Source organism: Cupriavidus respiraculi, assembly GCF_914271545.1.
GTDB lineage: Bacteria > Pseudomonadota > Gammaproteobacteria > Burkholderiales > Burkholderiaceae > Cupriavidus > Cupriavidus respiraculi.
The window spans coordinates 993469-1006006 of record NZ_CAJZAH010000001.1; the positions used below are offsets into that span (position 1 = coordinate 993469).

At 67.6% G+C, this 12538-nt stretch carries 12 protein-coding genes; 4 read left to right on the top strand and 8 right to left on the bottom strand.

The window, feature by feature from the left end; translation table 11 throughout:
* Nucleotides 1-5 precede the first annotated feature (5 nt).
* From LDO27_RS04450 to LDO27_RS04465, 4 genes are all read right to left on the bottom strand, one after another.
* Entirely contained in the window at nt 6-1178 is a 1173-nt protein-coding gene (locus LDO27_RS04450) for a CaiB/BaiF CoA transferase family protein (RefSeq protein WP_224039927.1), read from the bottom strand.
* Between the two features lie 246 nt (nt 1179-1424).
* Nucleotides 1425-2396 (bottom strand): Bug family tripartite tricarboxylate transporter substrate binding protein, encoded by a 972-nt coding sequence (locus tag LDO27_RS04455; protein ID WP_222206977.1) that lies wholly within the window; start codon nt 2394-2396, stop codon nt 1425-1427.
* Between the two features lie 84 nt (nt 2397-2480).
* Entirely contained in the window at nt 2481-3239 is a 759-nt protein-coding gene (locus LDO27_RS04460) for an SDR family oxidoreductase (protein WP_224039929.1), read from the bottom strand.
* A gap of 104 nt (nt 3240-3343) precedes the next feature.
* Entirely contained in the window at nt 3344-4297 is a 954-nt protein-coding gene (locus tag LDO27_RS04465; protein ID WP_222206979.1) for a 2-hydroxyacid dehydrogenase, read from the bottom strand.
* A gap of 115 nt (nt 4298-4412) precedes the next feature.
* Between LDO27_RS04465 and LDO27_RS04470 the strand changes: the two genes are divergently transcribed.
* Nucleotides 4413-5564, top strand: a complete 1152-nt coding sequence (locus LDO27_RS04470) for a citrate synthase family protein (RefSeq protein ID WP_222206980.1) — start codon at nt 4413-4415, stop codon at nt 5562-5564.
* Here the strand turns inward: LDO27_RS04470 and LDO27_RS04475 are convergent.
* A complete protein-coding gene (locus tag LDO27_RS04475) occupies nt 5554-6036 on the bottom strand; it encodes a DUF421 domain-containing protein (RefSeq protein ID WP_224039931.1) in 483 nt (160 codons plus the stop codon). The two genes, LDO27_RS04470 and LDO27_RS04475, sit on opposite strands and share 11 nt — an antisense overlap.
* 121 nt (nt 6037-6157) lie before the next feature.
* Between LDO27_RS04475 and LDO27_RS04480 the strand changes: the two genes are divergently transcribed.
* Complete coding sequence (locus LDO27_RS04480; protein ID WP_224039933.1) at nt 6158-7510, top strand: cation:proton antiporter; 1353 nt, start codon at nt 6158-6160, stop codon at nt 7508-7510.
* 8 nt (nt 7511-7518) lie between these two features.
* On the top strand, nt 7519-8769 hold the full coding sequence (locus LDO27_RS04485) for a DUF2254 domain-containing protein (protein WP_224039935.1): 1251 nt from the start codon (nt 7519-7521) through the stop codon (nt 8767-8769).
* Nucleotides 8770-8795: 26 nt separating this feature from the next.
* Here LDO27_RS04485 and LDO27_RS04490 read toward each other — a convergent pair whose 3' ends face one another.
* The 3 genes from LDO27_RS04490 to LDO27_RS04500 form a co-directional block, all read right to left on the bottom strand.
* Nucleotides 8796-8933 (bottom strand): MarR family transcriptional regulator, encoded by a 138-nt coding sequence (locus tag LDO27_RS04490; RefSeq protein ID WP_222206984.1) that lies wholly within the window; start codon nt 8931-8933, stop codon nt 8796-8798.
* Between the two features lie 14 nt (nt 8934-8947).
* Nucleotides 8948-10000 carry an alpha/beta fold hydrolase gene (locus LDO27_RS04495; RefSeq protein WP_224039938.1) on the bottom strand — a complete coding sequence of 351 codons (1053 nt, stop codon included), beginning with the start codon at nt 9998-10000 and terminating at the stop codon, nt 8948-8950.
* Nucleotides 10001-10202: 202 nt separating this feature from the next.
* Complete coding sequence (locus LDO27_RS04500; RefSeq protein ID WP_224039940.1) at nt 10203-10700, bottom strand: VOC family protein; 498 nt, start codon at nt 10698-10700, stop codon at nt 10203-10205.
* A gap of 299 nt (nt 10701-10999) precedes the next feature.
* Between LDO27_RS04500 and LDO27_RS04505 the strand changes: the two genes are divergently transcribed.
* Nucleotides 11000-12535, top strand: coding sequence for a lyase family protein (locus tag LDO27_RS04505; protein WP_222207060.1), 1536 nt, complete (start codon nt 11000-11002; stop codon nt 12533-12535).
* The last annotated feature ends 3 nt before the right edge of the window (nt 12536-12538 follow it).

Sequence of the window (12538 nt, forward strand, 5' to 3'; positions counted from 1 at the left end):
GGCGATTACTCCTTGTCGGTGCGTGCGTTGGCGATGTCCCGGCGTACGGCTTCGGAATGCTCGCCCAATGCGGGCGGCGCGCTGCGCACCGGCACGCCCCGGCCGTCGATCCGGACCGGCGACGAGAACGTGCGCGTGCGGGTGCCGCCGGGAAGGTCGATCTCGCGTATCCAGCGCATGTGGCCGACCTGCGGATCGTCCAGTGCCTGCGCGTAGTCATTGATGCGCGAGTGCGGCACGCCGGCTTCGCGAAAGACATCGATCCAGTGGCCGACGTCCTTCCGGACGAAGACCTCTTCCAGCAGCACCTTCAGTTCCGCCTGGTGGCGCGCGCGCAGGGTCGGCGACAGAAAGCGCGGGTCCTCCGCGAGCGCTTCCATATGCACCGCGCGCAGGACGGCCCGCCACAGGCCGTCGTTGCCCGCGGCAATGGCGAAGTAGCCGTCGGCGGCGCAGTAGGCCTGGTATGGCGCATTGCGCGGATGGGCGGACCCCAGCTTGCCGGGGCTGCGGCCCGTGCCGAAGTACTCGCTGGTCTGCAAGGCGCCGATCGCCAGCGTGCAGCCGAACATCGGCACGTCCAGGTGCGCCCCGCGGCCGCGCGCCTTCGCCTGCAGCAGCGCGCTGACGATCGAGAACGCGCCGTACAGTCCGGACGCGAAGTCGGACACCGGCACGCCGCACTTGACCGGGGCGTCGGAATCGCCGGTCACGCTCATCACGCCGGCGGCCGCCTGGATCGTCAGGTCGAACCCGCCTTCGGCCGCGCGCGGACCGGTCTGGCCATAGGCCGAGATCGAGCAATAGACCAGTTCCGGCCGCAGTGCCGACAAGGCGTTGTAGCCGAGCCCGAGGCGCTCCATCACGCCCGGTCGGTTGTTCTCCAGCACCACGTCGGCCTGGGCGCACAGCGCGAGCGCGACCTCCAGGTCCTCGGGGCGCTTCAAGTCGAGCACGACCGAGCGCTTGTTGCGGTTCAGCGAGGCGAAGTTCTCGCTGAACCCCGCGTTGATCGGCGGCCAGGAGCGCAACGTATCGCCGCCCGGTGGCTCGATCTTGATGACATCGGCGCCCATGTCGCCCAGCAACATGGCGCAGAAGGGGCCGGCCGCGACGGAGCAGAACTCCAGCACACGGACGCCGCGCAACGGCAGGTCTTCGGTCTGAACATCGGTCATGGCGTGATCGGGTTCCTTTTCGCGGATGGCAGGACGCTGGCGCCAGTCTAGAGTCGTTCCCTATTCCGGTCGAGACCTCCGCGAACCGATGCGGGTTTTCCAAGGCAAGCGATGCCGGCATACAGTCCGATCTCGCGGCCTGGACATCCCGCCGGTGCCACCGGGCCGACGGTTGTAACCGCGCTGAAAAAAAACCGCACCGGCGAACCAGTGCGGCGGCGATGGCGTCAATTGCGCGAGCCGGCTCTACTCCTGCTGGATGCCCGCCTCCTTCACCACCTTGCCCCACTTGGCCAGGTCGGACTTGATCAGTGCCGCATAGTCCTGCGGCGTGCCGCCCTGCACCTCGATGCCCGCCGCCTCCAGCTTGGCGCGCACCTCGGGCAGCTTCAGCACCGCATTGATCTCCGAATTCAGCCGGGCGACGATGTCCTTGGGGGTGCCCGCGGGCGCGAGAAAACCGCCATTGGTGTTCGCGTCATAGCCCTTCAGGCCCTGTTCCTCCGCTGTCGGCACATTGGGCAGGGCCCTGGACCGACTGCGCGTGGACACCGCGAGCGCGCGGACGTTGCCCGCCTTGACCTGTTCCTGGATCGCGCTGACGGTGTCGATGTAGAGCACCGTACGGCCGGCCACCAGATCCGGATGGGCCGCCGACGAGCCCTTGTACGGCACCAGCAGCGTCGGCGCGCCACTGACCATGCGGAACATCTCGGCGGCCATCTCCTGCGCGCTGCCCCGGCCCGACGTGGCGACCTTGGCCTCGCCCGGATTGGCCTTCATCCAGCTGACCAGTTCCGGGAGCGTCTTGGCGGGCAGCTTGGGATAGGCGGCGAACACCAGCGGAATCTCGTGCGTGTAGACGATGGGCTCGAAGCTCTTCTCAGGATCCCAGCCCAGGTTCTTGAAAAGAAACTTGTTGATGTTGTGGCTGCCGCCCACGATGCCGATGGTGTAACCGTCCGGCCTGGCGTTGGCCAGCACCGCGGTCCCCAGATTGTTCGACGCACCGGGACGGTTTTCGACGATGAAGGGCTGGCTCAGCTTGACCGCCAGCTTCTCGCCCACGACGCGGGCGATCAGGTCGATGCCGCCGCCGGCGGGAGCCGGGACGATGATGGTGACCGGGCGGGTCGGGTAGTTCTGTGCCGACGCCAGGCCGGGCGCCGCGATGGCCGCGGCGAGGGCAAGGGTCTTCATCAGCGTGGTGAGGTGCATCGTTGTCTCCGTTCGTGTTCTGGTCAACTGGTGTCGACTCTGGTGAAGCCCCCGCGCGCTGCCGCGGGGTGTAGTGCGGTCGCGTCAGCCGCGTCCGACGAAGGGCATCGCGCTGGCCATGACCGTCATGGTCAGCACGTTGGCCTCCAGCGGCAGCGAGGCCATGTGGCGAACGGCGTTCGCCACATGGGTCGCATCCATCATCGGCTCCGGCGCGATAGTGCCGTTGGCCTGCAGCACGCCGCGCGTCATGCGCTCCGACAGCTCGGTCAGCGCGTTGCCGATGTCGATCTGGCTCGCTGCGATGTTGAAGGCGCGGCCATCCAGCGCCAGCGCCTTGGTCAGGCCCGTCACCGCATGCTTGCTGGCGGTGTACGGCGCCGTGAACGGGCGCGGCGTATGGGCCGAGATCGAGCCGTTGTTAATGATGCGCCCGCCCTGCGGCGACTGGCGGCGCATCAGCCCGAAGGCTGCGCGCGCGCAAAGATAGACGCCGGTGACGTTGGTATTGACCACGTTGAACCACGTCTCGAGCGGCAGCTCGTCCATCGGCACGGCCGGTGCGTTGACGCCCGCGTTGTTGAACAGCAGGTCGAGCCGACCGAACTCGCGTTCGACGGTGTCGAACAGCGACTGCACGCTGGCCGGATCGGTCACGTCGGCCGGCAGCGCCACCGCGCTCTGGCCGCGCCCGACCGCTTCGGCGGCCAGTGCCTGCAACGGCTCGGCCCGGCGCCCGGCCAGCACGACGGTCCAGCCATCGTCGAGCAGCGCGATGGCGGTCATCCGGCCGACGCCGCTGCCGGCGCCGGTGACGAGGGCGATCTTTCTGGAAGCGTTCAAGGACACTCTCCTGGGTTGTCACGGGTTGAAAGGCCGGTACCGGTCGATGCGCCCCGCAGCGCCAATATGGTTTCGCTGGATCGCGCAGCCGGGTGGTCGGGGGATCAGGTGGTCAGGCTCATGGGCGGGCGGCCGCCGGCCAGCGCCACCGCCACGCTCTCCACCACCATTTCCGCCATCGTGGTCCGGGTCTCCCAGGTCGCGCTGGCGCGGTGCGCCTGCAGCGTGGTGCGGTCAGACTCGCGCAAAGCAATCGGCACGCGCGGTTCGTCCACGAACACGTCTAGGCCCGCGCCAGCGATACGGCCGGCAGCCACCGCCTCGGCAAGATCTTTCTCATTGACGAGCCGGCCGCGCGCCACGTTGACGAGATAGCCGCGCGGCCCCAGTGCATCGAGCACCGCCGCATCGACGATGCCTTCGGCCTTGTCGGCCGCCGCGCAGAGCACCAGCGCGTCGCTGTCGCACGCCAGTTCGCGCAGGTCCGCGACGAACCGGTGCGGCACGTCGTCCATCCGCCGCAGGTCCGTGTAGCCGATGGGACAGCCGAACGCCGCCACGCGCGTGGCCACCGCGCGGCCGACGCGGCCCATGCCGACGATGCCGACCCGCATGCCGCTGAAGCGGCGCGCCAGCGGAATGGCGCTCGGTTGCGGGTGCAGTTCCCACTGGCCTGCGCGCACAAAGCGGTCGCCGGCGCAGATGTTGCGGCAGGCCGCGATCAGCAGGCCGATGGCGAGGTCGGCCACGTCTTCGGTCAGCGCACCCAGCGTGGCGGTGACAGCAAGGCCGCGCCCGCGGCAGTAGGCCAGATCCACCGCATCGGTGCCCACGCCATTGATGGCCACCACCTTCAGCGCGGGTAGCTGCTCCAGCATGTCGCGCGAGATCCCGGTGTGCCCGCCGGTGATGACCGCCTCGATGGAAATGCCGTAGTCGCGCAGCCAGGCCGCCTTGTCGGCGATCTCGAAGTACTTGTGCACCTCGTAGCGCTCGGCGAGCCGATCGTTGATCGCGGGAATCAGGATGGGGCTCAGTTGCAGGATGCGCGGCTTCATTTGCGTGTGGGATCGGCATCGGGCCGTTCGTCAGGAGTTGGCTGCATGGTATGCAAAGCTTGATTCAAATGGCAATATTGATCTATTAAATCAATATCAAGCTCGGCGGACAGACATGGGAACCTGGATATCGATGGACGAGGCATGCCAGCGCCTGGGCGTGCGCCCGCAGACGGTCTATGCCTATGTGAGCCGCGGCAAGCTGGAGGTCATGGCGGATCCGGCCGACACCCGCCGCAGCCTCTATCGGGCGGAAGATATCGCCGCCCTCGCCCGCCGCAAGCAGGCCGGTCGCAAGCACGAAACGCTGGCGGCCAATACGCTGTTCGGCGCGGAGCCGAGCATTCCCACCGCGCTATCCACCTTCGTGCGGCAGCGCCTGTACTACCGGGGCCAGGATGCGGTTACGCTGGCTGCCTCGGCGACGCTGGAAGACGCGGCGCAACTGCTCTGGGATGCGCAGCGGGCCGTGGATTTTTCGTCGTCCACGCGCGTGACCAGCCCCGGGCGCGTGGCCGCGTTCACGACGCTGGCCACGCTGGCCGCCACGGGCCACTCCACACATGGGCGCATGACCCACGTGCTGCATGGGGAAAGCCAGGGACTTGTCGGCCAACTGGCCAACGCGTTCGGCGCGCACCCAGGACAGCAGCCGCTGCACCTGCGCTTCGCGCGAGGCTGGAAGCAGCCCGCGCGCGTGGCGGACCTGCTGCGGACCGCCATGGTGCTGCTGGTGGACCATGAACTGACGAGTTCGGCCTTCGCCGCGCGCATCGCCGCATCGACCGGCGCGTCGCTGCCGGCGTGCCTGCTGTCCGGTCTGACCACGCTGTCCGGCCCATTGCATGGCGATGCCTCGGGACGGGTGAAGGCGCTGTTCGAGGAAGTGAAGCGGCAGGGCGAGGACCACGTGATCGCCCACCATCTGTCCACGGGTCTGCCGCTGGCGGGCTTCGGGCATCATCTCTACCCCGATGGCGACCCTCGCGCGGCGGCGTTGCTCGCGCTGTTCGAGCCCCCGGAGGTCATCGCCCGCTTCATCGCGAAGGCGAGCCGGCTGACCGGCTTGCAGCCCAATATCGACGTGGCACTGGCCGCCATGGTGACGCACTACGGACTGCCGGACGATGCCGCCTTCGCGATGTTCGCGAGCGCGCGCAGCATCGGACTGCTGGCGCACAGCCTCGAGCAACTGGGTGTGGGCCAGGTAATTCGCCCGCGCGGGCGCTATATCGGGGCCATGCCCGACAAGGCGGCTACCGCCTGAGGGCGGTGCTGATCGAGCCGTCGCTCTCGAGAATCAGGGTCTCCACATCGGCGACATCGCGCCCGCCGGCGGCGCGTACCGCGCCGAGCGCGTCCTCCGGCGTAATGCGTTCCCGCTTCATCGCCTCCTCGCAGAACTGGCCGTTGCGCGCCAGCAGCGTCGGCTCGCTTCGTACCCATTTCGCGATGCGGCGCGATCGCACGGACAGGTAGGCCACGACGAACTGCATCAATATCAGCAGGCCGAGTGCGGTCGCGCCTTCCGCGAGGGCCACCGACTCCTGGAGCAGGACGGCGGACAGCGTGGAGCCCAGCGCGACCGTCACGACGAGATCGAACGCATTCAGTTTGGCCAGCGTCCGCTTTCCGGATATGCGCAGGAAGACGATAAGCGTGACATAGGCAAGGATGCCCACGGCCACCGTCCGCACGATACCCTCCCAGTTCTGAAACAGCATCTCTTCCCAGTCCATGAGGCGCCTCCGTCGTTCCACCCGAGTCTGGCCACGGCGCGTCAACGCGTCTGTCGGACGACGACGGGTTCCCTGCGTCAGCCATTGCCAGCATCCGGGCCAATGGTGGCCATCGGCCGACATGTTGCAGCGCACGCGTACTACCATGCAGCATGGTTGGACAGACCCGTCGCAGAGGTGGCGACCGCCGCGTGCGATGCGCCCGACCTGCCGCGACACGCTTCGCGCGAAGCACGCCATGACACTTTTCCAAGCCATCGCCATCCTGCTCACCGCTGCTGCCATTGGCAGCTATCTGAACCATCGCTATCTCTCGCTGCCCTCGACGATCGGCCAGATGGCGCTTGCCGTCCTGCTGTCGCTGGTCGTGCTGGGGCTGAACCATATCGGCTGGTTCGATGCCGATGCGCTGGCTGATTTCGTGGCGGGCATCGACTTCTCGGACCTGGTCCTTCACGGCATGCTCTCCGTGCTGCTGTTCGCCGGCGCCATGCACATCTCGCTGGCCGAGTTGCAGTCCGTCAGATACCCGGTGTTCATTCTCGCAACGGCCGGCGTGGTCGCAGCAACATTCATCACCGGCACGCTGACATGGTTCGCCGCGGACATCGTCGGGATCGACCTTCCCTTTATCTATGCGCTGCTGTTCGGCGCGCTCATCTCGCCGACCGACCCCGTCGCTGCGCTCGGCATCCTGAAGGAAGTGGGCATATCCCGGGCGCTCTACGTCAAGATCGGCGGCGAGAGCCTGTTCAACGATGGGGTCGGCGTCGTGATATTCCTTGCGGTGCTCGGCATCGCGTCCAATCCCGGCCCGATCGAATGGACGCACTTCGCCGAGGTTTTCCTGTGGGAGGCACTGGGCGGACTTTGCCTGGGCATGGCGCTGGGCTGGCTGACGTTCCGGCTGCTCAAATCGATCGACGAATACAAGACGGAAGTCATGCTGACCCTGGCGCTTGTCGCGGGCGGCTATGCACTCGCGGAATTTCTCCATATGTCCGCGCCGATCTGCATGGTGGCGGCCGGGCTGATCGTTGGCAATCAGGGCCGCCGCAGCGGCATGTCGCAGCTCACCCGCGAGAACCTCGATCTGTTCTGGGAACTGCTCGACGAGATATTCAACGCGATCCTGTTCCTGCTGATCGGCCTGGAGCTCATGGTGATCACGGTCACGATGCCGGCGGTCGCACTTGGCGGGCTGGCGATACTTGCCGTGTTGCTCGGGCGCTTCATCAGCGTCGGCGTGCCGATCACCGTCCTGCGCCGCTTCCAGGATTCGGAGCTGGGGACGGTGCGGCTGATGACCTGGGGCGGGCTTCGCGGCGGGATCTCCATCGCGCTCGCGCTCTCGCTGCCCGCGGGGCCGGCCAAGGAAATCATCCTGCCGATCACCTATATCGTGGTCCTGTTCTCCGTTCTCGTTCAGGGCCTGACCTTCCGCCGCGTCATCCAGCTGGTGACGCGCAACTGAGACGGCCCATGTCGCGCTTTACCTGGCTTCTGACCGAACTGTCGACGCGCCTATGGATTCGCGCCAGCATCTATGCCGTGCTGGCGGTCATTACGGCGCTGATCTCCATCTATGTACGGCACTACATCCCGGAGGACATACCGCAGAAGATCGGCGCGGATGCCGTCGACGGCATCCTCAACATACTGGCTTCCAGCATGCTGGCCGTGACCATCTTCTCGGTCAGTACGATGGTGGCCGCCTATGGCGCCGCCACGAACAACGCGACCCCGCGTGCCACGCGGCTCCTGGTCGAGGACAAGATCTCGCACAACGCACTCTCGACGTTCATCGGCGCGTTCATCTTCAGCATCGTTGGCATCGTGGCGCTGACGACCGGCGCCTACGGCAATACCGGCCGGCTGGTCCTGTTCGTGGTGACGATCCTGATCCTCTGCGGCATCGTCGTCACGCTGCTGCGCTGGATCGAGTATCTGTCGCGGCTGGGCCGGGTCAACGAGACGATCCAGCGCGTGGAGGAAGCCGCCAGCGCCGCGCTCAGGGAACGACTGGCGAATCCCTATCTTGGCGGCACGCCGATGCTGCCCGGCGACAAGGCTCCGGCGGATACGGTGCCGTTGACGACAGACGACATCGGCTATGTCCAGCACATCGACATGGGGCTGCTCTCGGACGTTGCCGGCAAGCGCGACCTGCAGGTCTATATCGCTGCGATGCCCGGAAAGCTGGTGCATCCGACCCAGCCACTCGCCTTCATCGGTGGCGCGTGCAGCGATGACGACAGGGCTCGCGCCGTCAAGGCATTCATCGTCGGGCCGGAGCGCTCGTTCCGGCAGGATCCACGCTACGGCATGGTGGTGCTGTCGGAGATCGCCTCGCGCGCCTTGTCGCCTGCCGTCAACGACCCGGGCACCGCCCTGCACGTGGTGACCGTCGGCCTCCGGGTGACGATGGCCTGGCGCCGCAGGCACGAGCTTGCCAGCCAGGAGGCACCGCCTCATCCGCGCATCCATGTACCCGGCCTGGCGGTGGCGGACCTTCTCGAGGACTTCCTGGGCCCCATCGAGCGGGATGGCGCGGCCCATGTCGAAGTGGGACTGGTCATGCAGCGTGCGCTGGCGGCATTCGCCCAAAGCGGCGACGCCGACCTGCGCGAAGCCGCGCTGCGCCATGCCAGCAGCGCGCTGGCGCGGGCGCAAGGGGTACTGAACGAGACCGAAATGGTCGCGCTGCGCGCCGTGGCGCCGGCCGGCCGATAGCGGACCGGCCCACGGCGTCCTCTTGCTCAGCGCCCGGAATCGTCGTCCTTCCGCGCGCGCATCAGGCCAGGCATGCCCGTCCACACGCAACGATGCGCCGCGCCGCCCAGTTCCGAGGCCAGCGCCGACAGCGTCATGGCCGCCAGTACCAGCAGTCTTCGCATGATCGCCCCCTTGGTCAGCGGGCGTCGACGTCGAGCACCGCCTGCGCGAACGCCGCCGGCGCTTCCTGCGGCAGGTTGTGGCCGATGCCGCCCGTCAGGTGCCGGTGCTCGTAACGGCCGGTGAACTTGCTGGCATAGGCGCTGGGCTTGGGGTGCGGCGCCCCGTTGGCATCGCCTTCCATCGTGATCGTCGGCACGCCGATGGTCGGCGCCGTCGCGAGCCGCTTTTCGATATCGTCGAAGCGTGGGTCGCCCGTAGCCAGGCCCTGCCGCCAGCGGTAGTTGTGGATGGTGATTTCCACATGGTCCGGGTTGTCGAACGCGGCCGCGCTGCGCTCGAACGTCGCGTCGTCGAAATCCCACTTCGGCGATGCCAGTTTCCAGATCAGCCGGTTGAATTCCCTGGTGTACTTCTCGTAGCCGGCGCGGCCGCGATCCGTCGCGAAGTAGAACTGGTACCACCACTGCAGTTCGGCTTCGGGCGGCAGCGGCTGCTTGCCGGCCGCCTGGCTGCCGATCAGGTAGCCGCTGACCGCGACCAGTCCGCGGCAGCGGTCCGGCCACAGCGCGGCCATGATGTCCGCGGTGCGCGCGCCCCAGTCGAAGCCGGCAACCACCGCGTTCCGGATGCCGAGCGCATCCATCAGCGCGATCATGTCGGCGGCGATAGCCGAGGGCTGGCCGTTGCGCATGGTGGCGGCGGACAGGAACGTCGTCGAGCCATAGCCGCGCAGATAGGGGATGATGACCCGATAGCCCCGCGCGGCCAGCAGCGGCGCTACATCGACGAAGCTGTAGATGTCGTAGGGCCAGCCGTGCAGCAGCAGCGCGACCGGCCCGTTGGCCGGGCCGGCTTCCGCGTAGCCGACCCGCAGTTCGCCCGCGTCGACATGCTTGATCGGCGCGAACTTCGTATGGCTGCCCGGCGCGGCCGGTGGCACCGGCGCGGATTTGAACTGCGCGGTCTGCGCCCGCGCGGCCTGGGCCATGCCCAGATGCGCCGCGGCGAGCGTCAGTGCCGCCGTACCCAGAAAGCCCCGACGAGGCAGATCGATCTTGTTAGACACTTCCCTCTCCTGTGCGTGTTGGAACTGGGCACAGTCTAGGAAGCCGGTGCATGCGGGATGTGTCAGGGGGCGGGGGGTTTTGTATCGCCATGTATATGGCGCGAGCGGGCAAACAAGTCGATACGGTGGCCGGTGCGGGGAACGACTCCCGGGCGGGTCCTGGCCGTGCCGCCGCCCGGGGAAATGGGCTGTCGCCCTGCCGTCAGCCCTGCGGCACGCTCCGTCCGGCCCTTGCCGCCTCGATAGTGGCGATGTCGATCTTCGTCATGCCCATCATCGCTTCGAAAGCGCGTTTGGCTGCGGCGCGATCCGGGTCGGTGTAGGCCGCGGTAAGCGCGCGCGGCGTGATCTGCCAGGACACGCCCCAGCGGTCCTGACACCAGCCGCATGCATTCTCGCGGCCCCCGTTGCCGACGATCGCGTTCCACAGCCGGTCGGTTTCCGCCTGGTCATCGGTGGCGATCTGGAACGAGAACGCCTCGTTGTGCGTGACCTGCGGCCCGCCGTTCAGCCCCAGGCAAGGAATGCCGGCCACGGTGAACTCCACCGTCAGTACGTCGCCCTCCTTACCGGAGGGATAGTCGGCCGGCGCGCGGTGAACCGCGACGACCGCGCTGTCGGGAAAGGTCGCTGCATAGAAGTTCGCTGCATCCAGCGCGCCGCCGTCGTACCACAGACAGACCGTGTTCTTGCTGATCATTTGTCACCTCCTGAAGCGTCGATAACAGGAATCCCATACCGGCACGGGCCCCGGGCGTCCACATTGCCCCCCATTTATTGCGGTCGGAACGGCCGCCGTCGCCGGGCTCCGCCAATGTACTACCCGATGCGCGGTTCGTGTCCGCCATCGCACCGGACCCGCGCCCGGCGGCGGCATGGTTCCCCGGCGGAAGCCGCGGCGGGTAGAATCCCCGGCGCGACACGCCTCGCCGAAGGCGATCCGCGGCAGCAACACGGATGGCCGGATCACACAACAACACGGACGACAAAGACAACACCATGCGCCACCGCAGCCCGCGCCCCGCCGCGCCCTTTCCCGCCACCCGCCGCACCGTGGTCGCCCTGCTGGCCACGCTATGCGCCGGCGTCGCCGCCGCCCAGCCCGCCGCCAAGCGCGACGAGTTCTTCTGGCTCAGCGAGATCAACAAGGCCACCGCCGTGATCAATGCCGAGCAGGGCCTGCTGGACAAGGCCACGGTACCGCGCGTGGCCGCCGGCATCGGCAAGGTCATCCAGGACGGCAACCAGCCTGGCGGCAAGCGGCCTTCCACCGTCATCACGTACGAGCCGCTGCTGATCCAGGCTGCCGGCGTGGAAGTCACGATGCTGCATGCCGGCCGCTCCAGCCAGGACATGCATGCGACCTACCGCGCGGCCATCATGCGCGACAACCTGCTCGCGCTTGCCGACCAGCTCAACAAGACTTCGCGCACGCTCGTCGCGCTGGCCGGCAAGCACGCCGCCACCATGGTGCCCAACTACACCAACGGCGTCGCCGCGCAGGCCAACAGCTACGGCCACTACCTGCTGGGCCACGCCGCCGCGCTGGAGCGCCACGCGCAGCGCATCCGCGAGACCTACGCCCGCGTCGACCGCTCGCCGATGGGCACCACCGTTCTGAACGGCACGAGCTGGCCGCTCGATCGCCAGCGCATGGCGGCCTACCTCGGCTTCGGCGCGCTGGTCGACAACGCCTACGATGCCGCGCAGATCTCGTCCGCGGAATATCCGGTGGAAGTGGGCGCCATCGTCACCAGCATCGCGCTGCAGGCCGGCAACTTCGTGGAAGACGTGATGACGCAGTACGCCCAGCCGCGTCCCTGGATCCTGCTGGCCGAAGGCGGTGGCAATACCTACGTGTCGAGCGCCATGCCGCAGAAGCGCAATCCGGGCCTGCTGAACAATGCCCGCCGCAATGCCTCCACCGCCATCACGCTCGCCATGGGCCCCGTGATCCAGGCCCACAACATTCCGCCGGGCATGCCGGACGCCAAGGAGGTCAAGCCGAACAGCGAGATGGTGGCGAGCGGCGTCACCGTCCTGAAGGACTGGGACCGCATCCTCGCCGCGCTGGTCGTCAGCCCCGAGCGCGCACTGGAAGAACTGAACAGCGACTGGACGGCCTCGCAGGAGCTTGCCGACGTGCTGATGCGCAAGTACAAGGTGCCGTTCCGCGTGGGCCACCACTTCGCGTCGGAGATCGTCGACTACGCCAAGGCCAACAACATCCGTCCGAGCGACTTCCCTTATGCCGAGGCACGCCGCATCTACCTGGAGGCGGGCAAGGAGTACAACACGGGCGAATTGCCGATGAGCGAAGCCGAGTTCCGCGCCACGCTGAACCCGCTGACCATCGTGAAGAACCGCGCCACCGTCGGCGGCCCGCAGCCCGCGGAGATGGACCGCATGCTCAAGGCCGCCCAGCAGCGGCTTGCCGCGCAGGAACAATGGGCCAAGACCAGCCGGGGCAATATCGACGCGGCGCTGGCCCGGCTGGATGCGGACTTCGCGCGGTTGTCGGGTGGAGGGAGGTAGGAA

What these genes read in the sequence shown, in the direction of transcription:
- LDO27_RS04475 (WP_224039931.1), bottom strand. Translation starts at nt 6,036, where the DNA reads ATGGACTGGGAAGAGATGCTGTTTCAGAACTGGGAGGGTATCGTGCGG.
- LDO27_RS04470 (WP_222206980.1), top strand. Translation starts at nt 4,413, where the DNA reads ATGGGAACCTGGATATCGATGGACGAGGCATGCCAGCGCCTGGGCGTG.
- LDO27_RS04455 (WP_222206977.1), bottom strand. Translation starts at nt 2,396, where the DNA reads ATGCACCTCACCACGCTGATGAAGACCCTTGCCCTCGCCGCGGCCATC.
- LDO27_RS04505 (WP_222207060.1), top strand. Translation starts at nt 11,000, where the DNA reads ATGCGCCACCGCAGCCCGCGCCCCGCCGCGCCCTTTCCCGCCACCCGC.
- LDO27_RS04485 (WP_224039935.1), top strand. Translation starts at nt 7,519, where the DNA reads ATGTCGCGCTTTACCTGGCTTCTGACCGAACTGTCGACGCGCCTATGG.
- LDO27_RS04450 (WP_224039927.1), bottom strand. Translation starts at nt 1,178, where the DNA reads ATGACCGATGTTCAGACCGAAGACCTGCCGTTGCGCGGCGTCCGTGTG.
- LDO27_RS04490 (WP_222206984.1), bottom strand. Translation starts at nt 8,933, where the DNA reads ATGCGAAGACTGCTGGTACTGGCGGCCATGACGCTGTCGGCGCTGGCC.
- LDO27_RS04480 (WP_224039933.1), top strand. Translation starts at nt 6,158, where the DNA reads ATGTTGCAGCGCACGCGTACTACCATGCAGCATGGTTGGACAGACCCG.
- LDO27_RS04465 (WP_222206979.1), bottom strand. Translation starts at nt 4,297, where the DNA reads ATGAAGCCGCGCATCCTGCAACTGAGCCCCATCCTGATTCCCGCGATC.
- LDO27_RS04500 (WP_224039940.1), bottom strand. Translation starts at nt 10,700, where the DNA reads ATGATCAGCAAGAACACGGTCTGTCTGTGGTACGACGGCGGCGCGCTG.